This is a genomic window from Streptomyces sediminimaris, assembly GCF_047049295.1.
GTDB classification, from domain to species: Bacteria; Actinomycetota; Actinomycetes; order Streptomycetales; family Streptomycetaceae; genus Streptomyces; species Streptomyces sediminimaris.
On the sequence record NZ_JBJWOT010000001.1, the window covers coordinates 6,114,055 to 6,139,822 of the forward strand.

Sequence of the window (25,768 nt, forward strand, 5' to 3'; positions counted from 1 at the left end):
CGTACGGGCTACTGCTGCGGCGGCGGGGGAGGGGCCTGCGGGTAGCCGTAACCGGGCGGCTGCTCAGGCGCTCCGGGCTGCGGGTACGGCTGCCCCGGCTGGGCGGGCGGGGGCTGGACCGGCGGCTGTCCCGGCTGGGCGTAGGGCTGCCCCGGCTGCGGGTAGGGCTGCTGACCCTGCTGCGGATACGGCTGCCCGCCGGGCTGCCCCGGCTGGGGTGCCTGCGGGTACGGGCCCGGAACCGGCGGCCCGCCCGGGGCCTGCGGCCCGGGAACCGGCTGACCGGGGGCGTAGGGCTGGCCCGGCATCGGCGGCGCGGCGACCGGCGGCGGGTTGCCGTCGCTGGTCCACAGGCCGTGCATCTGCTGGTGCCGTACGAAGTCCTCGGCGACCATCGCCGCGAGGTTGAAGTACGCCTCCCGCACCTTGGGCCGCATCATGTCGAGGTCGACCTCGGCACCGGCGGCGAGATGCTCGTCGAAGGGCACGACCACGACACCGCGGCACCGCGTCTCGAAGTGCGACACGATGTCCTCGACCTTGATCATCTTGCCGGTCTCCCGCACACCCGAGATCACGGTGAGGGACCTCGACACCAGGTCGGCGTACCCGTGCGCGGACAGCCAGTCCAGCGTCGTACTGGCACTGCTCGCGCCGTCCACCGACGGCGTCGAGATGATGATGAGCTGGTCGGCGAGGTCGAGCACACCGCGCATGGCGCTGTACAGCAGGCCGGTGCCGGAGTCGGTGAGGATGATCGGGTACTGCTTGCCGAGCACGTCGATGGCGCGCCGGTAGTCCTCGTCGTTGAACGTCGTGGAGACGGCCGGGTCGACGTCGTTGGCGATGATCTCGAGCCCGGACGACGCCTGCGAGGTGAACCGCCGGATGTCCATGTACGAGTTGAGGTACGGGATCGCCTGGACGAGGTCGCGGATGGTGGCCCCGGTCTCACGGCGCACCCGGCGGCCGAGCGTACCGGCGTCCGGGTTGGCGTCGATCGCGAGGATCTTGTCCTGCCGCTCGGTGGCGAGCGTCGAGCCGAGTGCCGTGGTGGTCGTGGTCTTGCCCACGCCGCCCTTGAGGCTGATGACCGCGATCCGGTAGCAGGACAGCACGGGCGTCCGGATCAGTTCCAGCTTGCGGTTCCGCTCGGCCTCCTCCTTCTTCCCGCCGATCTTGAAACGGCTCGGTGAGGCGGCGGGCCGTCCGCTCTTCGCCTTCTGCCTCTTGTTGTTGAGCAGCCGGTCCGAGGACAGCTCCACGGCAGCGGTGTAACCCAGCGGCGCGGCACCGGGGTTGGTCATCTGCCGCTGGTCGTGCTGCACGGGCTGCGGCCAGGCGGCCCCGGCACGCGGATCCACGGGCGGCTGCGGGGCCTGAGGGGCCTGCGGCGTTTGCTGCGCCTGGGGTTGCGGATGCGGGTGCGACTGCGGCTGGGCCTGCGGGGGCGTGCCGGGATGGGCCGGAGGCTGCGGGAAGCCGTATCCGCCAGGGGTGTTGGCGGCGGGCGGGGCGGCTTGGGGCGCCTGCGGGTTCGGCTGGGGCGCCTGCGCGTGGGGCTGGGGCTGCTGCTGCGGGGGAACACCGGGCTGCGGCTGTCCCTGCGGCGCCGGTGGCTGCGGGAAGCCGTAGCCACCTTGCTGGGCCGGGGAGTTGGGGGCCGGCTGGGCCGCGGGTGCGGGTGCGGGTGCGGGTCCGGGCGCGGGGGCGCCCGGGGTCGGCGGGCCGTAACCGCCGGGTGCGTTCGGCGCGGGGGCCGGGGCGTCACCGGGCTGCGGGAAGCCGTAGCCGCTCTGCGGGTTGGGCGCGGGGGCGGGCGGCTGCGGTGCGGCCGGGGCGGGCGGCTGGTTCCACGCCGTGGGGGCCGGCTGCGGAGCGTGCGGCTGGAAGTGCGGCTGCTGCGGCGGCGCGGGCGGCAGGTCCTGTGCGGCGGCCGGTGGCTGCTGCGGCGGCTGCTGCGGCTGCGCGGGCCACTGGGCCGCCGGAGCGGGCGCGGCCGGCTGGTACGACGGCGGCAACGGCGGGAGCCCGCCCTGCGGCGCGGGCGGGGGCGTCCAGGCGGGCGGAGCGTCCTGCGGGGCGTCGGCGCCCGGGACGGCGTCCCGGGGCTCGTCGTCCTGAGGATGCGCGTCCTGCGGCTCGGCGTTCCCGGAAGCCGCCTCAGCGGGTACGGGATCGGAGAGCCCGGTGCCCCCGGGCACCGCGTCCTCGCCCACCGCATCGGCCGGCTCGGCCTCCGTGCCGGCCTCCGGGCCGGCGGTCTCGGCGCCGGTCCCGGCCTCCGCCTCGACCTTCGACGGAGCTGCCTCTGCCTCTGCCTCTGCCTCTGTATCTGTCTCCGGCGCTTCCTGCTCTTGTTCCTGCTCCTGCCGACCGGCGTCCTCGTCCTCAGGTGGGCCTGCCGCACCCTCGGTGGCTGCCTCCTCGGCGGTCACCTCTTCGGAGGGACCGTCCTCACCCCCCGCCGGCGCATCGGAGGGCTCCGGAAGTCGGACCACGGCGGCCGAGTCCGACGCGTCGGCTTCATCACCTTCGTCGGTCTTGACCGCCTCGTCCTCGGCGTCGGTCTGCGCGGCCGGCTCCGTGACGTCGGCGTCGATGTCGACGCCGTCAGCCTCGGCCGCTTCGGAAACCGTGCTCGCCGCGTCGCTGTCGCCCGCCGGCACCTGCTCTGCCTCGGCCTCCGCGGCGGCGGCGCGTTCCGCGATCTCCCGCTTCAGTGCGACGGAGGAGAACCGCATGGTGGCGCCGCTCTCCAGGTCACCGTTGCCGGCCTCCTCCTCGGCGGCGGCGGGGCCTGCGGACTGCGCGGCTTCCGCGGAGGCCGGAGCCCCCCACTGCGACCGGAACCCACCCGCGGGAAGGTCCGGCACGGCCGAAGGCGACGAGGCGTCCCCCGGCGGCTGGGGCTCGAACCCGCTGCCCACCGGAAGCCTGGGCACCGCACCCGGCCCATCGCTCGACGGCGCGGGGGGTGCAGGCGGAGCGGGCGGAGCGGGCGGCGCAGGCGGCGTGAAAGGTGCCCCCGGTGCGGGTGCCGCAGGAGGTGCGAACGGAGCCCCAGGCGCAGGCGCAGGCGCGGTCGCGGGCGGAGGCGGAGGTGGTGTGAAGGGCACCCCGGGAGCCGGCGCGGGAGCCGCGGCCGCACCGTCGGGCGTGGCGGCCGACTTCGGCATCGAGTGGGCCGGCGGTGTCAGACCCGGCAGCGAGGAGAGCGAGAAGTCGGAGGGGGCACCCGAAGCGGCCGGACCCCCCGGCACCGCCCCGGCCCCGGACCCCGCACTTCGGGACCCAGCCGTACCGGATCCAGCCGTACCGGCCCCGACGGCACCGGCGCCACCGGCCTCGCCACCCGCACCCGCACCGGCCCCCGCGCCGTTACCGCTGCCGCCCGCACCACCCGCGCCCTCGGACGCGTTCTGCGTGTACCAAGCGGGCGGCGCGTAGTCGATGGTGAACTCGCCCGTCGTCTCGACGGCGGACTCCGCGTCGGGCTGGTCATCGCCGGGTGTGGCCCAGCCCCCGCGGATCCCGTCCCGATCGCTGCTCACAATTCCTCCTGGTGTGCTCGAGCACCCTCATGCCGTGCCGGGGCGACCCTTGCCTGTCGTCCTGTGTCGTTCTGAGGTCGTCCGAATTCCACCGGCTTTCCCCCTGAGCCGCCGCCACCTGGTCCACGGGTCCGGCGACGCGCACTGTCCCAGCCTAATCACCACAAGCCTCATCCCGGCAGGCCCGCCCACCGACGAGCGACCGGCCGTCGTGTCACAAGCGGCGCAGAAGTCGCCCGCACAGCCTACGTATTGGTGAACAAACCGGGCGTTTCCTGTGAACTCCCCGCACAGACTCGAACGGAAGCGGTCGCCCGCGATCCCCCGAACTGCCGTGCCGCACACCGTTCCTGACGGGCGGCGACGACCAGGACACCCCGGGCGTGACTCCGGCGCCGTCACCTACAAAGGCGCGCAAGGTGGACTCCCGGACGGGCCGGATCCTGTCGGCCCACTCCGCGGCGCAGGGCATCCGGGGCCTGAACATCCCGTCCGCGAGGACCACCGGGAAGTTCGCCTCCGGCCCCGCCAAAGGCCGGCCGCGGTGGGTGCACCTCGTCCTCGGTAGCCGGTATCGAGAGCAACGCGGCGAAGCAGCCGCGGCCCCGAGTGGCCGGCGACCGCGGCGTACGGCGGGACGGTGCGGGGCTCGCGTGCCCTCGGCCCGCCGTACGACGGGCGTCACGCGTCGGCCGGCCGGCTCCCGTCGCCCGGCGCCGGCTCCAGGTCGAACTCGCCGTCCCGCGCGCCGAGGACGAAGGCCCGCCACTCGGCCTCCGTGTAGCGCAGGACGGTGTCCGGGTCGAGCGAGGACCGCATGGCCACGGCCCCGGCGGGGAGGTAGGCGATCTCGACCCGCTCCTCGTCCTGCTCCGTTCCGGGCGCGCTCTGCCACTCCACGCCGGAGATGTCCAGGGCGTACAGCTCGTCCCGCTCCCGCTCCTTGCGGGCCTTGATCTGCTCTTCCGTCTCCGCCATGCCCCAGCGACCCCTTCCCCGCGTACGCCTTCCCGGCGTACGCAAACGATCTGTGCGCTCACATTAGTGGCCGCCCCGTGCCGCCCTGCGGCTTTCCGGACCTGGGCAAAGGTGCCCCCGGCCGCCTGGTACCCTGGCTGACGGCCGTTCGTGTACGCACCTCCGGAGCCGTCGCAGGACACCTGCGGGTTCTGGAGGCCGCGCCCAGCGGATCCCCGCCTTCCGAGTCACGAAAGCTCCCCCGAGACAAAGACCGGGGGCACTCGGTGGCCACTCACAGACTACGAGGAGTACGAGTGTCGCTCGACGCCGCAGTGAAGAAGCAGATCATGTCCGAGTTCGGTACCAAGGACGGTGACACCGGCTCCCCCGAGGTCCAGGTCGCTCTGCTGTCCCGTCGGATCTCCGACCTGACCGAGCACCTCAAGACCCACAAGCACGACCACCACTCCCGCCGTGGTCTGCTGATCCTGGTCGGTCAGCGCCGCCGCCTGCTGCAGTACCTGGCCAAGAAGGACATCCAGCGCTTCCGTGCGCTGGTCGACCGCCTGGGCATCCGCCGCGGTGCGGCGGGCGCCAAGTAAGACGCCGTGAAGGGAGCGGTTCCCGCGAACGTGGGGACCGCTCCCTTTGCCGTACGTGCGGAAACGTGCGGAGTGTCACCCGCGCTTTGTAGTGTGGTAGCACAACGCAATACGCACGACACAGCGTGATGCGCCGTGCCCGCAGGGGCAGGCACCACGCCAGGAACGAGGAGAAGCGCTGCCTCGCCGCCGCCGGTCCTCGGTAGTGGCCCCCGGGGAATGCGAACCCCGGGTGCTTCGATCGAAGACCGGCCCGCACCAGACGGAGCGCTTCTCCGCAACCGTCCCCCTCGCCACACGGGCGGGGAGGGGCGAAAGACGACAAGTATCGGAGAAAACGCTGGTGGAGAACGAGACCCACTATGCCGAGGCCGTCATCGACAACGGCTCCTTCGGCACCCGCACCATCCGCTTCGAGACGGGCCGCCTGGCCAAGCAGGCCGCCGGCTCCGCCGTGGCGTACCTGGACGACGACACCATGGTGCTGTCGGCCACCACCGCCTCCAAGAACCCCAAGGACCAGCTCGACTTCTTCCCGCTGACGGTGGACGTCGAGGAGCGGATGTACGCCGCCGGCAAGATCCCCGGCAGCTTCTTCCGCCGGGAGGGCCGCCCCTCCGAGGACGCGATCCTCACCTGCCGCCTGATCGACCGCCCGCTGCGCCCGTCCTTCAAGAAGGGCCTGCGCAACGAGATCCAGGTCGTCGAGACGATCATGGCCCTCAACCCCGACCACCTGTACGACGTCGTGGCGATCAACGCCGCGTCCGCGTCCACGCAGCTGGCCGGCCTGCCCTTCTCCGGCCCGATCGGCGGCACCCGTGTCGCGCTGATCAACGGCCAGTGGGTCGCGTTCCCGACGCACACCGAGCTCGAGGACGCCGTCTTCGACATGGTGGTCGCCGGTCGCGTCCTGGAGGACGGCGACGTCGCGATCATGATGGTCGAGGCCGAGGCCACCGACAAGACCATCCAGCTCGTCCAGGGCGGCGCCGAGGCCCCCACCGAGGAGGTCGTCGCCGCCGGTCTGGAGGCCGCGAAGCCCTTCATCAAGGTGCTCTGCAAGGCCCAGTCGGACCTCGCCGCCAAGGCCGCCAAGCCCACCGGCGAGTTCCCGATCTTCCTCGACTACCAGGACGACGTCCTGGAGGCGCTCACCGCCGCCGTCAAGCCCGAGCTCGCCCAGGCGCTGACCATCGCCGGCAAGCAGGAGCGCGAGGCCGAGCTGGACCGCGTCAAGGCGCTCGCCGCCGAGAAGCTCCTGCCGGAGTTCGAGGGCCGCGAGAAGGAGATCTCCGCCGCGTACCGCTCGCTGACCAAGACCCTGGTCCGGGAGCGCGTCATCAAGGAGAAGAAGCGCATCGACGGCCGCGGTGTCACCGACATCCGCACCCTGGCCGCCGAGGTCGAGGCCATCCCGCGGGTGCACGGCTCCGCGCTGTTCGAGCGTGGCGAGACCCAGATCCTGGGCGTCACCACCCTCAACATGCTCCGCATGGAGCAGCAGCTGGACACCCTCTCCCCGGTGACCCGCAAGCGCTACATGCACAACTACAACTTCCCGCCGTACTCCACCGGTGAGACCGGCCGCGTCGGCTCCCCCAAGCGCCGCGAGATCGGCCACGGCGCCCTCGCCGAGCGCGCGCTGGTGCCGGTGCTGCCCTCGCGCGAGGAGTTCCCGTACGCGATCCGCCAGGTGTCCGAGGCCCTCGGCTCCAACGGCTCGACGTCCATGGGCTCGGTCTGCGCCTCCACCATGTCGCTGCTGAACGCCGGTGTGCCGCTGAAGGCCCCCGTCGCCGGCATCGCCATGGGCCTGATCTCCCAGGAGATCGAGGGCGAGACGCACTACGTCACCCTCACCGACATCCTCGGTGCGGAGGACGCCTTCGGCGACATGGACTTCAAGGTCGCCGGCACCAAGGAGTTCGTCACCGCCCTCCAGCTCGACACCAAGCTGGACGGCATCCCGGCCTCCGTCCTGGCCGCCGCCCTGAAGCAGGCCCGTGACGCCCGCCTCCACATCCTCGACGTGATGATGGAAGCGATCGACACGCCGGACGAGATGTCCCCGAACGCGCCGCGGATCATCACGGTCAAGATCCCGGTCGACAAGATCGGCGAGGTCATCGGCCCCAAGGGCAAGATGATCAACCAGATCCAGGAGGACACCGGCGCCGAGATCACGATCGAGGACGACGGCACCATCTACATCGGTGCCGCCGACGGCCCGGCCGCCGAGGCCGCCCGTACGACGATCAACGGCATCGCCAACCCGACCATGCCGGAGGTCGGCGAGCGCTACCTGGGCACGGTCGTGAAGACGACCACCTTCGGCGCGTTCGTGTCGCTGCTCCCGGGCAAGGACGGTCTGCTGCACATCTCGCAGATCCGCAAGCTCGCCGGCGGCAAGCGCGTGGAGAACGTCGAGGACGTCCTCGGGGTGGGCCAGAAGGTCCAGGTCGAGATCGCCGAGATCGACTCCCGCGGCAAGCTCTCCCTGATCCCGGTCATCGAGGGCGAAGAAGGCGACGAGAAGAAGGACGACGGCGACAAGTGACGTCCCGTGGCTTCGAGGCGACGGCCCGCACCTCCTCGGAGGCGCGGGCCGTCGCCCGTACCCAAACCCTCATCAAGGGCCACAACGGCATCGGCACGGTCCGCAAGACCACCCTCCCGGGCGGCCTGCGCATCGTCACCGAGACCCTGCCCTCGGTCCGTTCCGCGACCTTCGGCATCTGGGCGCACGTCGGCTCCCGCGACGAGACGCCCGCCCTGAACGGCGCCACGCACTACCTGGAGCACCTGCTCTTCAAGGGCACCGGGCGCAGGTCCGCACTCGACATCTCCGCCGCCGTCGACGCGGTGGGCGGCGAGATGAACGCGTTCACGGCGAAGGAGTACACGTGCTACTACGCGCGCGTGCTCGACACCGACCTGCCGCTGGCCATAGACGTCGTCTGCGACATGCTGACGGGCTCGCTCATCCGCGAGGAGGACGTCGACGTCGAGCGGGGCGCGATCCTCGAGGAGATCGCCATGACCGAGGACGACCCGGGCGACTGCGTGCACGACCTCTTCGCGCACACCATGTTCGGCGACAACCCCCTCGGCCGCCCGGTCCTCGGCACGGTCGACACGGTCAACGCCCTCACCGCCGACCGCATCCGCCGCTTCTACAAGAAGCACTACGACCCGACCCACCTGATCGTGGCCGCCGCGGGCAACGTCGACCACAACAAGGTCGTACGGCAGGTCCGCGCCGCCTTCGAGAAGGCGGGCGCCCTGGGCGACACCGGGGCCGCCCCCGTCGCCCCGCGCGACGGCCGCCGCTCGGTGCGCGCCGCGGGCCGCGTCGAACTGCTCGGCCGCAGGACGGAACAGGCGCACGTCGTCCTCGGCATGCCCGGCCTGGCCCGCACCGACGACCGCCGCTGGGCCCTCGGCGTGCTCAACACCGCCCTCGGCGGCGGCATGTCCTCCCGCCTGTTCCAGGAGGTCCGCGAGAAGCGCGGCCTGGCCTACAGCGTGTACTCCTACACCTCCGGCTTCGCCGACTGCGGCCTCTTCGGCGTCTACGCCGGCTGCCGGCCCTCGCAGGTCCACGACGTGCTGAAGATCTGCCGCGACGAGCTCGACCACGTCGCCGAGCACGGCCTGACCGACGAGGAGATCGGCCGCGCCATCGGCCAGCTGAGGGGCTCCACGGTCCTGGGCCTGGAGGACACCGGCGCGCTGATGAACCGTATCGGCAAGAGCGAACTGTGCTGGGGTGAGCAGATGTCCGTCGACGACATGCTGACCCGGATCGCGTCGGTCACCCCGGACGACGTCCGCGCGGTCGCCGGCGACATCCTGGGACAGCGGCCCTCCCTGTCGGTCATCGGCCCGCTCAAGGACAAGCAGGCGGCCCGTCTGCACGACGCGGTCGCCTGACACCCGCCGTCGGCAACTCCCGAAGGAAGCAACAGACATGAGCAAGCTGCGCGTGGCGGTCCTCGGCGCGAAGGGGCGCATCGGCTCCGAGGCCGTACGGGCCGTCGAGGCGGCCGGGGACATGGAGCTGGTGGCCGCCCTCGGCCGGGGCGACAGGCTGGAGACGCTCGCGGAGAGCGGCGCCCAGGTCGCCGTCGAACTGACCACCCCGGACTCGGTGATGGCCAACCTCGAGTACTGCGTGGGCCACGGCATCCACGCGGTCGTCGGTACGACCGGCTGGACCGACGAGCGCCTCGCGCAGCTCGGGGACTGGCTGGCGGCCGCTCCAGGGACCGGTGTGCTCATCGCGCCCAACTTCTCCATCGGCGCCGTCCTGACCATGAGGTTCGCGCAGATCGCCGCGCCGTACTTCGAGTCCGTCGAGGTCGTCGAGCTGCACCACCCGAAGAAGGTGGACGCCCCCTCCGGCACCGCCACGCGCACCGCCCAGCTGATCGCCGAGGCCCGCAGGAAGGCCGGCTCGGCGCCCGCGCCGGACGCCACGGAGACGGCTCTGGCGGGCGCGCGCGGCGCGGACGTCGACGGCGTTCCGGTGCACGCCGTCCGCCTGCGCGGCCTGCTCGCCCACCAGGAGGTCCTGCTCGGCGGCGAGGGCGAGACGCTGACGATCCGTCACGACTCCCTGCACCACAGCAGCTTCATGCCGGGCATCCTGCTCGGCGCCCGCCGCGTGGTGACGGCCCCGGGCCTGACCTTCGGCCTGGAACACTTCCTGGACCTGGGCTGAGCGACCGACCGTCATGCGCGCGAAGATCTCCTACGTCATCACGGCCGCCGTCCTGGTCTTCTACTTCGTCCTGGTCGGCAGCCGCGGCGTCATGCTCATCCAGTCCGGCACCCCCCTCACGGTCACCTTCGGCGCGGCGGTGCTGATCCTGCCGTTGATCGGCCTGTGGTTCCTGTGGAAGAACACCCAGTTCGTCCGCAGGGCCAACGCCCTCGCCGCCGAACTCGACGCCGAGGGCGGCCTGCCCGTCGACGAGCTGAGGCGCACGCCCTCGGGCCGGATCGACCGCGACTCGGCCGACGAGGTCTTCGCCAGGCGCAAGGCCGAGACGGAGTCGGCGCCGGACGACTGGCGCAGCTGGTTCCGGCTCGCGGTCGCCTACCACGACGCCCGCGACACCCCGCGCGCCCGCAAGGCGATGCAGCGGGCCATCGCACTGCACGACGGCAGGACGGCCGGGACGTAGCTTCCCCTGCGCCGCGTGCACACCCGACCGGGTACGCCGGAGGGGCCGGCCCGTGCTGTCGCGGGCCGGCCCCTCCGGCGTGACGGCGGTGGGCGCGGGATCAGCGCCGCCCGTTCTCCGCCGCCCACGCCTCGATCATGTCCGCCGCCCGGTCGAACGAGCCGTGCCGCGCCAGGAAGTCGGCGTTGTGCGTGGTCATCAGCACCGGCGGTTCCTGCTCCGCGCGGCCCTGGCGGACCAGGATCAGCGCCTGCCCCTGCACCGTGCGCGGCAGCCCGAGCCAGCGCACCGGCCGCTGCACCGTCCGCACGGCGACGACCCGGTCCCAGGGCGTCGTGCGCGTGCTGAAGAACCCGACCTGGCGCACTCCGCGCGTACTCACCCACGCGCCCACGCGCAGCAGCCGCAGGGCGCCCACGATGACGGCCAGCGCGACGCCGAAGACCACGCCCGCCTCGCCGGCCGTGGCGGTGAACGCGAGGATGACGGCGGCGAACAGCACGAACGAGGCGAACAGCAGCAACAGGGCCGCCGCGCCCACGCGCCACGGGCCGGGGCGGTAGGGACGCCGCCAGCGGTCGCGGTCGTGGTGGGGCAGCGCGAGGTCGTCGGCGGTGTCGAAAGCTCGGTCGGCCGTCAGGAAGGGCAGGGGCACGGCTGGTCCTCACTCGTTCCATACGTGGGCTGTGCCCGGTGAGGCTATCCGGCGGTGTCCCGGCTCACCAGCCTCGGGGGTCCGATGGAGTCAGCGCCCCTGGGAGGCCTGTGACTGCTGGGCCGGCGCATGGGTGTCGGTGGACAGCGCCGGCATGCCGAGGACCAGCGAGCCCACGAGCCCGGCGAGGATGGTCAGCCCCAGCAGCCAGCGCCCGGCTATCTGCCCGAAGGACGCCCGCTCACGGGGCGGCGGGGTGACATTGCCGCGGAACCGGTCGGCCTCGGCGACGAAGGCGAACGGGACGGGCTCACGCCGACTGAACATGGCCGGTACGTCTCCCTTCGGGGATCGAACGAGTGGCTGCCATCTACACAGACGGTCGAGTGCCCCAAAAGGTGCCCGGTTTCGCCGAATTCACAGAAATTCGCTGACGTATGTCGCGACCCGGTACTGAACGCCCTGTTGTCAGTGCCGGGCCGTAGAGTGGGCGCCGCCCGAGAGAAGTGATGGAAGGGACTCCCCGACTCGTGACCGACACCGCCGACGACCCCAAGCCCAGCTTCCGCAGCGACGTCACCGTCGAGCTGGTCAAGCACAACGCGTCAGACGCCGACGTGCTCTTCGCCGCCCGCGTCTCGACCATCGGCGAGCAGTCCCTGGACGAGCTGGGCAAGGACCCCGAGCGCTCCAAGGGCCTGATCAACTACCTGATGCGCGATCGGCACGGCAGCCCGTTCGAGCACAACTCGATGACGTTCTTCGTCAGCGCCCCGATCTTCGTCTTCCGCGAGTTCATGCGACACCGGGTGGGCTGGTGCATCGCGGGGGACACGGAGATCACGCTGGAGAGCGAGGCCGGTCAGCTGCGGCGGCGCAGCATCGCCGAGCTGTACCGCCACTGGCATCTCGGCGACGAGGACCGCCTCCCGCACTCGGCCGGCGGTGTCACCTGGCACACCCGGGCGGGCAAGTGGACGGCTCGGGTGCGGGGCGGTGACACCGACCACTACCTCGGCCTCTACGACAACCGTGAGGCGGCCGAGTCCGCCGTCGCCGAGTTCCGGGAGCAGCACCCCGGCACACGCATCCGCGCACTCGAACCGGTGCGCCGCAGCCACGTACGCTGCTACGACGAGGAGACGCTGCTCGCCCAGCGGGCGAGGATCGTCGATGTGATCGAGTCCGGGGTGAAGCCGCTCGTCAGGATCACCACCGCTTCGGGCAGGACCCTCCGCTGCACGGTCGACCACGCCGTGTTCACCCCGGAGGGCTGGCGCAAGGCGGGTGAGCTCACCGTCGGGGAAGACGTGCTGGTGGGCGACACGGCACCGGACCCGTCACAGGCGCTGGTTCCGCCGGGTCTGCGGCGCGGCATCGGCGTGTGGACCTCGATGCAGCGCGAGAGGCTGATCAAGGAGGTCGACACCTGCCACCTGTGCGGCCGGGACTTCCCGCGGGACCAACTCGCCCTGGACCACGTCGTCCCGGTCGCAGGCGATCTGCTGCGGGCCCTCGACGAGAAGAACCTCGCGCCTGCCTGCGAGCCGTGCCACGCCACCAAGAGCGCCGGAGAGCAGGCCGTCGCCCGGCGCGGTGGCGGGACCGCAAAGGCGGTGCCGGACCGGATCACCGCCATCGAGGCCGACGGCGAGGAGATGACGTACGACCTCTCCGTGGAAGGCCCCTGGCACAACTTCCTCGCCAACGGTTTCGTGGTGCACAACTCGTACAACGAGGAGTCGGGCCGCTACCGGGAACTGCAGCCGGTCTTCTACGTCCCCGGCGAGGAGCGCAAGCTGGTCCAGCAGGGGCGTCCCGGCAAGTACGAGTTCGTGCCCGGCACCGACGCCCAGCAGCAGCTCGTGGAACACTCGATGCAGGAGTCGTACATCCAGGCGTACGAGCGCTACCAGGAGATGCTCGCCGCCGGCGTCGCCCGCGAGGTGGCCCGCGCGGTCCTGCCGGTCGGCCTGTTCTCCTCGATGTACGCCACCTGCAACGCCCGTTCGCTGATGCACTTCCTCGGCCTGCGCACCCAGCACGAACTGGCGAAGGTCCCCTCCTTCCCGCAGCGGGAGATCGAGATGGTCGGCGAGAAGATGGAGGCCGAGTGGGCCAGGCTGATGCCGCTCACGTACGCCGCCTTCAACGCGAACGGCCGAGTGGCGCCGTAGTGAATCTTCTCCCGCACCCGGGGCACAGACGTACGGGTCAGTCTCGCGAAGTGTCCGTATTGCGGCATTTGGAGAAGTTCATCTAGCCTGATCAAACGGACCCGGTACTGCTTGAACCCCCGAGCAGGCAGTACCGGGCTCCGCATTTGTCCTGACTTATCCCGCACCCCTAGGGCAGACCGCGCACGGAGCAGCGAGTAGCGTGTTACCCATGGCTCCGACCTCGACTCCGCAGACCCCCTTCGGGAGGGTCCTCACCGCCATGGTCACGCCCTTCACGGCGGACGGCGCTCTCGACCTCGACGGCGCACAGCGGCTCGCCACCCACCTGGTGGACGCAGGCAACGACGGCCTGATCATCAACGGCACCACCGGTGAGTCGCCCACCACCAGCGACGCGGAGAAAGCGGATCTCGTACGGGCGGTGCTCGAGGCCGTCGGCGACCGGGCCCACGTGGTCGCCGGCGTCGGGACCAATGACACCCACCACAGCGTCGAGCTGGCCCGGGCCGCCGAGAAGACCGGCGCGCACGGCCTCCTCGTCGTCACGCCGTACTACAACAAGCCCCCGCAGGAGGGCCTGTACCGGCACTTCAAGGCCGTCGCCGACGCCGCCGAGCTGCCGGTCATGCTCTACGACATCCCCGGCCGCAGCGGCGTCCCGATCAACACCGAGACGCTGGTCCGGCTCGCCGAGCACCCGCGCATCGTGGCCAACAAGGACGCCAAGGGCGACCTCGGCCGCTCCAGCTGGGCCATCGCCCGCTCCGGCCTCGCCTGGTACTCCGGCGACGACATGCTGAACCTGCCGCTGCTGTCCGTGGGCGCCGTCGGCTTCGTCTCGGTCGTCGGCCACCTCGTCACACCCGATCTGCGCGCCCTGGTCGACGCGTTCGTCTCGGGCGACGTACAGAAGGCCACCGAGATCCACCAGAAACTGCTGCCGGTCTACACGGGCATGTTCCGCACCCAGGGCGTCATGACGACCAAGGCCGCCCTCGCCCTCCAGGGCCTGCCCGCGGGACCTCTGCGCGCGCCCATGGTCGAGTGCACGCCCGAGGAGATCGCCCAGCTCAAGATCGATCTTGCCGCCGGCGGGGTACAGCTCTGACAACGGACTTGGCACCACAGGCTTCACAACTGAATAGGCGGGCCACCGGTGCCCGCACCCCACAACGACAACTGCTCATGCACGAACGTCATGCGCGCCACGTGCCCACCGGTACGTGGCGCGTGTGGTGAGGAGAGTCTTTTGAGTCATCCGCATCCCGAACTCGGCCCGCCGCCGCCGCTCCCCGAAGGCGGCCTGCGGGTCACCCCACTCGGCGGCCTCGGCGAGATCGGCCGGAACATGACGGTCTTCGAGTACGGCGGCCGTCTACTGATCGTCGACTGCGGAGTGCTCTTCCCCGAGGAGGAGCAGCCCGGAATCGACCTGATCCTGCCGGACTTCTCATCGATCCGGGACCGTCTCGACGACATCGACGGCATCGTCCTCACGCACGGCCACGAGGACCACATCGGCGGCGTCCCCTTCCTCCTGCGGGAGAAGCCGGACATCCCGCTGATCGGTTCCAAGCTGACCCTCGCGCTCATCGAGGCGAAGCTCCAGGAGCACCGCATCCGCCCGTACACCCTCGAGGTGGCCGAGGGACACCGCGAGCGCGTGGGTCCCTTCGACTGCGAGTTCGTCGCGGTCAACCACTCGATCCCGGACGCCCTCGCCGTGGCCATCCGCACCCCGGCCGGCATGGCGGTGCACACCGGCGACTTCAAGATGGACCAGCTCCCGCTGGACAACCGCCTCACGGACCTGCACGCGTTCGCGCGCCTGAGTGAGGAGGGCATCGACCTGCTCCTCGCCGACTCGACGAACGCCGAGGTCCCGGGCTTCGTCCCGCCCGAGCGCGACATCTCCAACGTCCTGCGCCAGGTCTTCGCGGGCGCCCGCAAGCGGATCATCGTGGCGAGCTTCGCCAGCCACGTCCACCGCATCCAGCAGATCATGGACGCGGCCCACGAGTACGGCCGCCGGGTCGCCTTCGTCGGCCGCTCGATGGTCCGCAACATGGGCATCGCCCGGGACCTGGGCTATCTGAAGGTCCCGCCGGGCCTGGTGGTCGACGTCAAGACCCTCGACGACCTCCCCGACCACGAGGTGGTCCTGGTCTGCACGGGCTCCCAGGGCGAGCCGATGGCGGCCCTGTCCCGCATGGCCAACCGCGACCACCAGATCCGCATCGTCGACGGCGACACGGTCATCCTGGCGTCGTCGCTCATCCCGGGCAACGAGAACGCCGTCTACCGCGTGATCAACGGCCTGACCCGCTGGGGCGCCAACGTCGTCCACAAGGGCAACGCCAAGGTCCACGTCTCGGGCCACGCGTCGGCCGGCGAGCTGCTGTACTTCTACAACATCTGCCGGCCGAAGAACCTGATGCCGGTTCACGGCGAATGGCGCCATCTGCGCTCCAACGCCGAACTGGGCGCTCTCACCGGCGTCCCGCACGACCGCATCGTCATCGCCGAGGACGGCGTGGTCGTCGACCTCGTCGAGGGCAAGGCGAAGATCTCGGGCAAGGTCCAGGCGGGCTACGTCTACGTCGACGGCCTGTCCGTGGGCGACGTCGGCGAGCCGGCCCTGAAGGACCGCAAGATCCTCGGTGACGAGGGCATCATCTCGGTCTTCGTCGTCATGGACTCGTCCACCGGCAAGATCACGGGCGGTCCGCACGTCCAGGCCCGCGGCTCGGGCATCGACGACTCCGCCTTCGCCGACGTGATCCCGAAGATCACCGAGTCCCTCGAACGCTCAGCCCAGGACGGCGTGGTGGAGCCGCACCAGCTCCAGCAACTCGTCCGCCGCACACTCGGCAAGTGGGTCTCCGACACGTATCGCCGCAGGCCGATGATCCTGCCGGTCGTCGTGGAGGTCTGACGGACAACGACGCCACGGACGCGTCAACTGGCGGCGGGGCGCCTCGATTTGCATCGAGGCGCCCCGCTCCAGTACGTTTACGGCTCCGCCCGATCGGGAACCCGGACGCTTCGTGCACCGGAACGAGTCCCCGAGAAGGGGCGGTAAATCCGACTCAGAAACTCTGATAAAGTCGGGTCCGCCGGAAAGGGAAACGCGGAAGCGGGAACCTGGAAAGCACCGAGGAAATCGGATCGGAAAAAGATCTGATAGAGTCGGGAACGCAAGACCGAAGGGAAGCGCCCGGAGGAAAGCCCGAGAGGGTGAGTACGAAGGAAGCGTCCGTTCCTTGAGAACTCAACAGCGTGCCAAAAGTCAACGCCAGATATGTTGATACCCCGTCTCCGGCCATACGGTCGGGGCGAGGTTCCTTTGAAAAAATACACAGCGAGGACGCTGTGTGCGGGGGGATTATTCCTCCTCTCGCACCGCTCTCGTGTGTGTCGCCCCGATGACGGGGAAGCATTCACGGAGAGTTTGATCCTGGCTCAGGACGAACGCTGGCGGCGTGCTTAACACATGCAAGTCGAACGATGAACCACTTCGGTGGGGAAGAGTGGCGAACGGGTGAGTAACACGTGGGCAATCTGCCCTGCACTCTGGGACAAGCCCTGGAAACGGGGTCTAATACCGGATACAACCGCTGACCGCATGGTCGGGTGGTGGAAAGCTCCGGCGGTGCAGGATGAGCCCGCGGCCTATCAGCTTGTTGGTGAGGTAATGGCTCACCAAGGCGACGACGGGTAGCCGGCCTGAGAGGGCGACCGGCCACACTGGGACTGAGACACGGCCCAGACTCCTACGGGAGGCAGCAGTGGGGAATATTGCACAATGGGCGCAAGCCTGATGCAGCGACGCCGCGTGAGGGATGACGGCCTTCGGGTTGTAAACCTCTTTCAGCAGGGAAGAAGCGCAAGTGACGGTACCTGCAGAAGAAGCGCCGGCTAACTACGTGCCAGCAGCCGCGGTAATACGTAGGGCGCAAGCGTTGTCCGGAATTATTGGGCGTAAAGAGCTCGTAGGCGGCTTGTCGCGTCGGTTGTGAAAGCCCGGGGCTTAACCCCGGGTCTGCAGTCGATACGGGCAGGCTAGAGTTCGGTAGGGGAGATCGGAATTCCTGGTGTAGCGGTGAAATGCGCAGATATCAGGAGGAACACCGGTGGCGAAGGCGGATCTCTGGGCCGATACTGACGCTGAGGAGCGAAAGCGTGGGGAGCGAACAGGATTAGATACCCTGGTAGTCCACGCCGTAAACGGTGGGCACTAGGTGTGGGCGGCATTCCACGTCGTCCGTGCCGCAGCTAACGCATTAAGTGCCCCGCCTGGGGAGTACGGCCGCAAGGCTAAAACTCAAAGGAATTGACGGGGGCCCGCACAAGCGGCGGAGCATGTGGCTTAATTCGACGCAACGCGAAGAACCTTACCAAGGCTTGACATACACCGGAAACGGCCGGAGACGGTCGCCCCCTTGTGGTCGGTGTACAGGTGGTGCATGGCTGTCGTCAGCTCGTGTCGTGAGATGTTGGGTTAAGTCCCGCAACGAGCGCAACCCTTGTCCCGTGTTGCCAGCAGGCCCTTGTGGTGCTGGGGACTCACGGGAGACCGCCGGGGTCAACTCGGAGGAAGGTGGGGACGACGTCAAGTCATCATGCCCCTTATGTCTTGGGCTGCACACGTGCTACAATGGCCGGTACAATGAGCTGCGATACCGTGAGGTGGAGCGAATCTCAAAAAGCCGGTCTCAGTTCGGATTGGGGTCTGCAACTCGACCCCATGAAGTCGGAGTCGCTAGTAATCGCAGATCAGCAGTGCTGCGGTGAATACGTTCCCGGGCCTTGTACACACCGCCCGTCACGTCACGAAAGTCGGTAACACCCGAAGCCGGTGGCCCAACCCCTTGTGGGAGGGAGCTGTCGAAGGTGGGACTGGCGATTGGGACGAAGTCGTAACAAGGTAGCCGTACCGGAAGGTGCGGCTGGATCACCTCCTTTCTAAGGAGCATCTTGCTGCCGCAGAGCAGCCAGAGCCACTACGCCGGCAAACGTCCGGCGGTGGTCAGCTCATGGGTGGAACGTTGACTACTCGGCCGGGACCTCGGGTCGGAGGCTGCTAGTACTGCTCGCAAGAGCGTGGAACGCATGATCTCCGGACGGGACCTGGCCGGGCACGCTGTTGGGTGTCTGAGGGTACGGCCGTGAGGTCGCCTTCAGGTGCCGGCCCCAGTGAACTCGAACCGGGTGGTTCGGGGTGGTGGGTGGCTGGTCGTTGTTTGAGAACTGCACAGTGGACGCGAGCATCTGTGGCCAAGTTTTTAAGGGCGCACGGTGGATGCCTTGGCACCAGGAACCGATGAAGGACGTGGGAGGCCGCGATAGGCCCCGGGGAGTCGTCAACCAGGCTTTGATCCGGGGGTGTCCGAATGGGGAAACCCGGCAGTCGTCATGGGCTGTCACCCGCTGCTGAACACATAGGCAGTGTGGAGGGAACGCGGGGAAGTGAAACATCTCAGTACCCGCAGGAAGAGAAAACAACCGTGATTCCGGGAGTAGTGGCGAGCGAAACCGGATGAGGCCAAACCGTATACGTGTGAGACCCGGCAGGGGTTGCGTGTGCGGGGTTGTGGGATCTCTCTTCTGTTGTCTGCCGGCGACAGGACGAGTCAGAAACCGTTGATGTAGGCGAAGGACATGCGAAAGGTCCGGCGTAGAGGGTAAGACCCCCGTAGTCGAAACGTCAGCGGCTCGTTTGAGAGACACCCAAGTAGCACGGGGCCCGAGAAATCCCGTGTGAATCTGGCGGGACCACCCGCTAAGCCTAAATATTCCCTGGTGACCGATAGCGGATAGTACCGTGAGGGAATGGTGAAAAGTACCCCGGGAGGGGAGTGAAATAGTACCTGAAACCGTGTGCCTACAAGCCGTGGGAGCGTCGGATGGGAGCTTGCTTCCATCTCGTGACTGCGTGCCTTTTGAAGAATGAGCCTGCGAGTTTGCGGTGTGTTGCGAGGTTAACCCGGGTGGGGTAGCCGTAGCGAAAGCGAGTCCGAAGAGGGCGTTTTAGTAGCATGCTCAAGACCCGAAGCGGAGTGATCTAGCCATGGGCAGGTTGAAGCGGCTGTAAGAGGTCGTGGAGGACCGAACCCACCAGGGTTGAAAACCTGGGGGATGACCTGTGGTTAGGGGTGAAAGGCCAATCAAACTCCGTGATAGCTGGTTCTCCCCGAAATGCATTTAGGTGCAGCGTCGTGTGTTTCTTGCCGGAGGTAGAGCACTGGATAGGCGATGGGCCCTACCGGGTTACTGACCTTAGCCAAACTCCGAATGCCGGTAAGTGAGAGCGCGGCAGTGAGACTGTGGGGGATAAGCTCCATGGTCGAGAGGGAAACAGCCCAGAGCATCGACTAAGGCCCCTAAGCGTACGCTAAGTGGGAAAGGATGTGGAGTCGCAGAGACAACCAGGAGGTTGGCTTAGAAGCAGCCACCCTTGAAAGAGTGCGTAATAGCTCACTGGTCTAGTGATTCCGCGCCGACAATGTAGCGGGGCTCAAGCGTACCGCCGAAGTCGTGTCATTGCAGCATGAGGGTCAACGCCCGCTGTGATGGGTAGGGGAGCGTCGTGTGCCGGGTGAAGCAGCACCGGAAGGTAGTTGTGGACGGTTCACGAGTGAGAATGCAGGCATGAGTAGCGATTCACACGTGAGAAACGTGTGCGCCGATTGACTAAGGGTTCCTGGGTCAAGCTGATCTGCCCAGGGTAAGTCGGGACCTAAGGCGAGGCCGACAGGCGTAGTCGATGGATAACCGGTTGATATTCCGGTACCCGCTGTGAAGCGTCAAACATCGAGCATCGTGATGCTAAGGCCGTGAAGCCGCCCCGGAGCCTTCGGGCGAAGGGGAGTGGTGGAGCCGCCGGACCAAGCGGTTAGTAGGTGAGTGATGGGGTGACGCAGGAAGGTAGTCCAGCCCGGGCGGTGGTTGTCCCGGGGTAAGGGTGTAGGCCGCAAGGTAGGTAAATCCGCCTTGCATACGGCTGAGACCTGATGCCGAGCCGATTGTGGTGAAGTGGATGATCCTATGCTGTCGAGAAAAGCCTCTAGCGAGTTTCATGGCGGCCCGTACCCTAAACCGACTCAGGTGGTCTGGTAGAGAATACCGAGGCGTTCGGGTGAACTATGGTTAAGGAACTCGGCAAAATGCCCCCGTAACTTCGGGAGAAGGGGGGCCACACCTGGTGACGAGTCTTGCACTCCGAGCTGGGGGTGGCCGCAGAGACCAGCGAGAAGCGACTGTTTACTAAAAACACAGGTCCGTGCGAAGCCGTAAGGCGATGTATACGGACTGACGCCTGCCCGGTGCTGGAACGTTAAGGGGACCGGTTAGTCCGATTTCGGTCGGGCGAAGCTGAGAACTTAAGCGCCAGTAAACGGCGGTGGTAACTATAACCATCCTAAGGTAGCGAAATTCCTTGTCGGGTAAGTTCCGACCTGCACGAATGGCGTAACGACTTCTCGACTGTCTCAACCATAGGCCCGGTGAAATTGCACTACGAGTAAAGATGCTCGTTTCGCGCAGCAGGACGGAAAGACCCCGGGACCTTTACTACAGTTTGATATTGGTGTTCGGTTCGGCTTGTGTAGGATAGCTGGGAGACTTTGAGACGCGGACGCCAGTTCGTGTGGAGTCGTCGTTGAAATACCAGTCTGGTCGTGCTGGATGTCTAACCTGGGTCCGTGATCCGGATCAGGGACAGTGTCTGATGGGTAGTTTAACTGGGGCGGTTGCCTCCTAAAGGGTAACGGAGGCGCCCAAAGGTTCCCTCAGCCTGGTTGGCAATCAGGTGTTGAGTGTAAGTGCACAAGGGAGCTTGACTGTGAGACCGACGGGTCGAGCAGGGACGAAAGTCGGGACTAGTGATCCGGCGGTGGCTTGTGGAAGCGCCGTCGCTCAACGGATAAAAGGTACCCCGGGGATAACAGGCTGATCTTCCCCAAGAGTCCATATCGACGGGATGGTTTGGCACCTCGATGTCGGCTCGTCGCATCCTGGGGCTGGAGTCGGTCCCAAGGGTTGGGCTGTTCGCCCATTAAAGCGGTACGCGAGCTGGGTTTAGAACGTCGTGAGACAGTTCGGTCCCTATCCGCTGTGCGCGTAGGAGTCTTGAGAAGGGCTGTCCCTAGTACGAGAGGACCGGGACGGACGAACCTCTGGTGTGCCAGTTGTTCTGCCAAGGGCATGGCTGGTTGGCTACGTTCGGGAGGGATAACCGCTGAAAGCATCTAAGCGGGAAGCCTGCTTCGAGATGAGGACTCCCACCTCTATAAGAGGGTAAGGCTCCCAGTAGACGACTGGGTTGATAGGCCGGATCTGGAAGCCAGGTGACTGGTGGAGGTGACCGGTACTAATAGGCCGAGGGCTTGTCCTCAGTTGCTCGCGTCCACTGTGTTTGTTCTGAGGCAACGACCGTGTGGTGTCCGGTTGTAACTTCATAGTGTTTCGGTGGTTATAGCGTGAGGGAAACGCCCGGTTACATTCCGAACCCGGAAGCTAAGCCTTACAGCGCCGATGGTACTGCAGGGGGGACCCTGTGGGAGAGTAGGACGCCGCCGAACAATTATTCAAAGGGTTGGATCCTGAACTTCGGTTCGGGGCCCAACCCTTTTTTGTTGTGCGTCACTTGAAGTTCACGTTGCGCAACAACCATCCGCGGTATGGGTACTGCTGCGATGCTCAGGGCCGCCGGTGTAGGGCTCGGTGACGAGGTCGTCGTGTCGGCCTTCGGAAACGTCGAGGTCGCTCAGGCCGTCGCCATGGCCGGAGCGCTGCCGGTGTTCGCCGACATAGATCCCGTGACGTACTGCCTCGATCCGGTCGCCGTCGAGGCGGCCGTAACTCCGAGGACGGCGGCTGTCGTTGTCGTCCACCGCTTCGGCCGGCCGGCCGATGTCGCGCGGTTGCACGGGGTCGGGCGGCGCCACGGCCTCCTGGTGCTGGAAGAGGCGGAGCCTGAGGTGCCGTACGGCGAAGTGGCTCAGCGCCGGGAGCGGGCCGCTTATCTCGACGGCAGGTTGAGGGGTGTGCGCACGCCCGACGGTGGTGACGGGCACACCTATCAGCAGTACGTCGTGCGGGTGCCGGGCAACGGACGGCCGGACCGGGACGCCTTCGCCCGGGCCGTGCGGGCCAGGGGAGTTGAGGCGTGGGTGCCGGTGAAGACGCCTGTGCACCGGATGCCGGAATTCCGTCGGTGTGTGTCGCTGCCGGAGACCGAGCGGGCCGCCGACGAGACCCTTGCGCTGCCGGTGGACGCCGCGTTGACGAAGCGGGACTTGCAGCGGGTCGTCGGCGCGTGCAATGCGCTGGGCGGACTGCTCCAGCCCGCTTTCTGAGTGGCCGTTCGTCACGGGACGGCGTGGTTGGGAGCACTCGGCCGCACGGGGTATGATCTATTCCGTCGCCGCGCGGGAATGTTCTGAAAAGGCGACAGGCCCCTATAGCTCAGTCGGTAGAGCGTCTCCATGGTAAGGAGAAGGTCAACGGTTCGATTCCGTTTGGGGGCTCCATTCGAAAGGCACCACCCGGTCGGGTGGTGCCTTTCGTGTTGTTCGGGTCGTGTCGTTCGGGGCCGCTCAGTCCTTGTGCGGGCCCGGGACTCGCATCGCGAGGATCGCCATGTCGTCGGACGGGGCGTCGGAGGCGAAGCGCTCCACGGCGCGCATGATGCGGGCCGCGACCGCGCCCGCCGTCAGGCCCGTGCAGGCGGTGAGGACGTCGGCGAGGCCGTCGTCGCCCAGCATGCGGGTGCCCTCGCGGCGCTCGGTGACGCCGTCCGTGACGCAGAGGAGGACGTCGCCCGCGTCGAGGGTGACCGTCTGCTCGTAGAGCTCGAGGTCGTCCATGACGCCGAGGAGCGGCTGGGGTTCGGCGGCCGGTTCGACCGTGCCGTCCTGGCGCAGGCGCAGGGGGAGCGGATGGCCGGCGCAGACCACCTTGAGTTGTGCGCTGCCGTCCTCCTGCGGCCTCAACTCGCCGTAGAGGAGCGTCAGGAAGCGGCTGCGGGCGCCCTCGTCGAGAATGGCCGAGTTCAGCCGTTCCAGGACCGCGGGGCCGCTGAGGCCCTCGCGGGCCAGCAGGCGCAGGGCGTGCCGGGCGAGGCCGGTGACGGCGGCCGCGTTGGGGCCCGTGCCGCAGACGTCGCCGATGGCGAAGCCGTAGGCGCCGTCGCTGATCGGGAAGAGGTCGTAGAAGTCGCCGCCGACCTCGTTGCCCTCGCCGGCCGCTCGGTAGATGACCTCCACCTCGACGCCGCCGATCTCGGGGAGCTCGGGCGGCAGGAGGCTGCGCTGGAGGGACTGGCTGATCGCCGTGCGTTCCGAGTACAGGCGGGCGTTGTCCAGCGCCAGAGCCGCTCGGCGGCTCAAGTCCTCGGCCAGTTCCAGGATTTCCTGGCGGAAGTGCTCGTCGGTGGGCTTGCCGAGCGTCAGCATGCCGATGACGCGGTTGCGGGCCACCAGGGGCAGGACGACCGTCTCACCGCCCACGGCGGACGCTGTGGCGAGCGTGGGGCCGATGCCGGAGGCGATCTGGTGGGTCGGGCCGCCGCTGAGGCCCAGGCTGCGCATGGAGCTGCGCAGAGCCGCCTGGTGGGCGACCTCGCCGGGGGCCGTCCAGACGCGGGCGCCGGGGGTCGGCACCGGGTCCGGCGGCGGGACCTTGGAGAGCAACGACTTGATGCCGTCGATGAGTTCCTCGTCCTCGTGCAGGACGTACGACAGGTAGGGCTCGGAGGCCTGGTCGGCGATCGTGTAGACGGCGCACCAGGTGGCGAGGGTGGGGACCGTCATCTGGGCCATCAGGGCGAGTGTCTGGTCGCGGTCCAGGGTGCCGGCGAGGAGGTCGGAGGCCTCCACGAGGAAGCTCAGGGAGCCTCGGCGCAGGCGTTCCAGTTCCCCGAGGCGGGCCGACTCGACGGCCAGCGCGATGCGGTCGGCGGCAAATTGCAGCCGCAGGGCCTCCTCGTTGGAGAATCTGCCCGCTCCCTCGGCGGCCACGCCCAGGGAGCCCGTGAGCCGTCCCTCGACCTTCAGCGGGACCGTGACGACCGAGCGCATGCCGGTGCCGCTGAGGAGCGGCACGGCGCCGGGAACGGCCGCGAGGTCGTCGTGGACGGCCGGCATGCGGGCCGAGCCGTAGCGGCCGGGGCCCGCCTCGACGGGCACGCGTGCGAAGCGCTGGCGGGCGGAGGGCAGGCCGGTGGAGGCGCGGACCTCCAGCTCCGTCTCGTCGTCGGTGGCGAGGAGCAGGAAGGCGGAGTCGCCGTCGAGCATGTCGCGGGCGCGCTCCACCGTGCGCTGCAGGAGGCCGTCGAGGTCGTCGGGAGCGGGCGAGCCGATGAACACCTCGAAGGGGTCGTTGCTCTGCCCCTCGCCGCCGGTGGCGGCGTCCGAGGGCGGCAGGCGCACCGGGGTCTGCAGGACGGCCCGTTCGTGGTCGCGGACGAGGAGGCAGACCGTGGACGGCTCGCCGCCGGTGTCGCGGACGCGCAGGTGTGAGGCGTAGACCGGTGTGACGCGGCCGCTGGCGCCCCTTATGCCGTAGCTGCCCTCCCAGCGGGAGAGCTGGAGCGCCTCCGCGATGCCCGTGCTCGTTCCCGGGGTGTGCGGCCAGGCGGCGAGGTCGGTGAGGGGCTTGCCGGTGACCTGTTCGGCGGGGTAGCCGAAGAGCTCCTCCGCGTCCTCGTTCCAGGCCGTGATGGAGCCCGTGCGGTCGATCTGGACGACGGCGACGCGAACGCGGCCGTCGGCGATCGGCAGGAGCTCGGAGGGCAGGGAGGGGCCCGCTGCACGGGTGCCGACCGGGCGCTCGGGGAGGCTGAGCTGGAACCAGACCTGCTTGTGGGTGGGCGTGTACTCGACACCCCAGCGGCCGGCCAGCGCCGCGCAGAGCTGCAGGCCGCGGCCGCCCTCGCGGTCGGGGCTGCCCATGTTGACGGGCGAGCCCTGGAGGGGGATCTCTCGCTCCGGGTAGCGGTCGGCGACCTCGATCCGTACCCCGTCGTCACTGCGCAGGCACAGAACGTCGGCGGAGGTGCCCGCGTGGACGACGGCGTTGGTGACGAGTTCGCTGGTCAGGACGACGGCGTCGTCGACGATGTCGGCGAAGCCCCAGCCCTGGAGGGTGTCGCGGACGAACGAGCGGGCGGTCGCGACCGATCGCCCGACGGGCTCGAAGCTGGCGGCCGCGCGCGCGGTGATCACAGAACTCCTCGTCCGGTTGTCGACGGGCAGGGCTGGCCGGCCGACCGGCTCGTGCCGCTGATGCGGCAGACCGCCCGTCGGCCGGGGGTCCGGGGGCTGTCCCCCCGGGATCAGTCCGGTGGTCATGTTGTTGCGGCCGCCCCTCCGATGCCCGCTCGTGCTCCTGCCACCGCCCAGGCCGGACGGACCGGCGCGGCTGGACAGCCGCATGCAAGGTTACTTACCTTCGCCGTCCGAGCGGATGCCGGTCTGCAGTGTTTCCGCCCAGAGGGTGTGCGGACGATGTGCGAAGCTGCCGAACTGTTATGGCCGGGTTCAAGCAGGGTGAAACACTGGGCAAGCTTCTTGAGAAGGTCCGGGCAGGCCGAGTGACTTCCGCATGCAGCGGGCAGCAGCCC

Annotated in this window: 13 protein-coding genes, 1 tRNA gene, 3 rRNA genes and 3 pseudogenes; 15 read left to right on the forward strand and 5 right to left on the reverse strand. The window is 68.5% G+C overall.

The genetic code is table 11. From position 1 onward, the window contains the following. Window positions 1-8 precede the first annotated feature (8 nt). A complete protein-coding gene (locus tag ACJ9NR_RS28470) occupies window positions 9-3,554 on the reverse strand; it encodes an SCO5717 family growth-regulating ATPase (RefSeq protein ID WP_412492113.1) in 3,546 nt (1,181 codons plus the stop codon). A gap of 681 nt (window positions 3,555-4,235) precedes the next feature. After that, complete coding sequence (locus tag ACJ9NR_RS28475) at window positions 4,236-4,532, reverse strand: DUF397 domain-containing protein (protein WP_412492112.1); 297 nt, start codon at window positions 4,530-4,532, stop codon at window positions 4,236-4,238. Between the two features lie 296 nt (window positions 4,533-4,828). On the opposite strand from ACJ9NR_RS28475, the gene rpsO reads away from it, so the two are divergent. The 5 genes from rpsO (at window position 4,829) to ACJ9NR_RS28500 (ending at window position 10,308) form a co-directional block, all read left to right on the forward strand. Next, window positions 4,829-5,116: a 30S ribosomal protein S15 gene (gene rpsO / locus ACJ9NR_RS28480; protein ID WP_412492111.1), complete on the forward strand. Its 288-nt coding sequence runs from the start codon at window positions 4,829-4,831 to the stop codon at window positions 5,114-5,116. A gap of 343 nt (window positions 5,117-5,459) precedes the next feature. Beyond that, the gene (locus tag ACJ9NR_RS28485) at window positions 5,460-7,676 is read left to right on the forward strand and encodes a polyribonucleotide nucleotidyltransferase (protein WP_412492110.1); all 2,217 of its coding nucleotides are present in this window, start codon (window positions 5,460-5,462) and stop codon (window positions 7,674-7,676) included. After that, complete coding sequence (locus tag ACJ9NR_RS28490; RefSeq protein WP_412492109.1) at window positions 7,673-9,052, forward strand: M16 family metallopeptidase; 1,380 nt, start codon at window positions 7,673-7,675, stop codon at window positions 9,050-9,052. The genes ACJ9NR_RS28485 and ACJ9NR_RS28490 overlap by 4 nt, the downstream gene beginning before the upstream one ends. A 37-nt stretch (window positions 9,053-9,089) precedes the next feature. Continuing rightward, window positions 9,090-9,842, forward strand: a complete 753-nt coding sequence (gene dapB / locus ACJ9NR_RS28495) for a 4-hydroxy-tetrahydrodipicolinate reductase (protein WP_412492108.1) — start codon at window positions 9,090-9,092, stop codon at window positions 9,840-9,842. A gap of 13 nt (window positions 9,843-9,855) precedes the next feature. Next, window positions 9,856-10,308 carry a tetratricopeptide repeat protein gene (locus tag ACJ9NR_RS28500; RefSeq protein ID WP_412492107.1) on the forward strand — a complete coding sequence of 151 codons (453 nt, stop codon included), beginning with the start codon at window positions 9,856-9,858 and terminating at the stop codon, window positions 10,306-10,308. Window positions 10,309-10,408: 100 nt separating this feature from the next. Here ACJ9NR_RS28500 and ACJ9NR_RS28505 read toward each other — a convergent pair whose 3' ends face one another. Together ACJ9NR_RS28505 and ACJ9NR_RS28510 are read right to left on the reverse strand one after the other, a co-directional pair. After that, complete coding sequence (locus tag ACJ9NR_RS28505; protein WP_412492106.1) at window positions 10,409-10,963, reverse strand: SCO5741 family PH domain-containing membrane protein; 555 nt, start codon at window positions 10,961-10,963, stop codon at window positions 10,409-10,411. 90 nt (window positions 10,964-11,053) lie between these two features. After that, the gene (locus ACJ9NR_RS28510; RefSeq protein ID WP_412492105.1) at window positions 11,054-11,290 is read right to left on the reverse strand and encodes a hypothetical protein; all 237 of its coding nucleotides are present in this window, start codon (window positions 11,288-11,290) and stop codon (window positions 11,054-11,056) included. A 203-nt stretch (window positions 11,291-11,493) separates the two neighbouring features. Here ACJ9NR_RS28510 and ACJ9NR_RS28515 point away from each other — a divergent pair. The 10 genes and pseudogenes from ACJ9NR_RS28515 to ACJ9NR_RS28560 all read left to right on the forward strand — a co-directional run. Next, window positions 11,494-11,781: pseudogene (locus ACJ9NR_RS28515) on the forward strand (FAD-dependent thymidylate synthase); the annotation flags it as partial. Continuing rightward, window positions 11,761-12,687: pseudogene (locus tag ACJ9NR_RS28520) on the forward strand (HNH endonuclease); the annotation flags it as partial. The pseudogenes ACJ9NR_RS28515 and ACJ9NR_RS28520, both read left to right, overlap by 21 nt. Beyond that, window positions 12,688-13,140 (forward strand): annotated as a pseudogene (gene thyX / locus ACJ9NR_RS28525) (FAD-dependent thymidylate synthase); the annotation flags it as partial. Window positions 13,141-13,351: 211 nt separating this feature from the next. Next, window positions 13,352-14,251, forward strand: coding sequence for a 4-hydroxy-tetrahydrodipicolinate synthase (gene dapA / locus ACJ9NR_RS28530; RefSeq protein ID WP_412492104.1), 900 nt, complete (start codon window positions 13,352-13,354; stop codon window positions 14,249-14,251). Window positions 14,252-14,392: 141 nt separating this feature from the next. After that, window positions 14,393-16,078, forward strand: coding sequence for a ribonuclease J (locus ACJ9NR_RS28535; RefSeq protein WP_412492103.1), 1,686 nt, complete (start codon window positions 14,393-14,395; stop codon window positions 16,076-16,078). 504 nt (window positions 16,079-16,582) lie between these two features. Then, window positions 16,583-18,108: ribosomal RNA gene (locus ACJ9NR_RS28540) — 16S ribosomal RNA — on the forward strand. Between the two features lie 310 nt (window positions 18,109-18,418). Continuing rightward, a 23S ribosomal RNA gene (locus ACJ9NR_RS28545) occupies window positions 18,419-21,538 on the forward strand. A 70-nt stretch (window positions 21,539-21,608) separates the two neighbouring features. Next, window positions 21,609-21,725: ribosomal RNA gene (gene rrf, locus ACJ9NR_RS28550) — 5S ribosomal RNA — on the forward strand. The 16S, 23S and 5S rRNA genes sit together here, the layout of an rRNA operon. A 114-nt stretch (window positions 21,726-21,839) precedes the next feature. After that, complete coding sequence (locus ACJ9NR_RS28555; protein ID WP_412492395.1) at window positions 21,840-22,502, forward strand: DegT/DnrJ/EryC1/StrS family aminotransferase; 663 nt, start codon at window positions 21,840-21,842, stop codon at window positions 22,500-22,502. A gap of 98 nt (window positions 22,503-22,600) precedes the next feature. After that, window positions 22,601-22,676: transfer RNA gene (locus ACJ9NR_RS28560), tRNA-Thr, on the forward strand. A gap of 66 nt (window positions 22,677-22,742) precedes the next feature. On the opposite strand, the gene ACJ9NR_RS28565 is transcribed toward ACJ9NR_RS28560, so the two are convergent. After that, window positions 22,743-25,496, reverse strand: a complete 2,754-nt coding sequence (locus ACJ9NR_RS28565) for a SpoIIE family protein phosphatase (protein ID WP_412492102.1) — start codon at window positions 25,494-25,496, stop codon at window positions 22,743-22,745. Window positions 25,497-25,768: the final 272 nt, after the last annotated feature.

Coding starts and splice junctions, on each gene's coding strand:
- ACJ9NR_RS28510 (WP_412492105.1), bottom strand. CDS start 11,290: ATGTTCAGTCGGCGTGAGCCCGTCCCGTTCGCCTTCGTCGCCGAGGCC.
- ACJ9NR_RS28555 (WP_412492395.1), top strand. CDS start 21,840: ATGCTCAGGGCCGCCGGTGTAGGGCTCGGTGACGAGGTCGTCGTGTCG.
- ACJ9NR_RS28475 (WP_412492112.1), bottom strand. CDS start 4,532: ATGGCGGAGACGGAAGAGCAGATCAAGGCCCGCAAGGAGCGGGAGCGG.
- ACJ9NR_RS28500 (WP_412492107.1), top strand. CDS start 9,856: ATGCGCGCGAAGATCTCCTACGTCATCACGGCCGCCGTCCTGGTCTTC.
- dapA (WP_412492104.1), top strand. CDS start 13,352: ATGGCTCCGACCTCGACTCCGCAGACCCCCTTCGGGAGGGTCCTCACC.
- dapB (WP_412492108.1), top strand. CDS start 9,090: ATGAGCAAGCTGCGCGTGGCGGTCCTCGGCGCGAAGGGGCGCATCGGC.
- ACJ9NR_RS28565 (WP_412492102.1), bottom strand. CDS start 25,496: ATGACCACCGGACTGATCCCGGGGGGACAGCCCCCGGACCCCCGGCCG.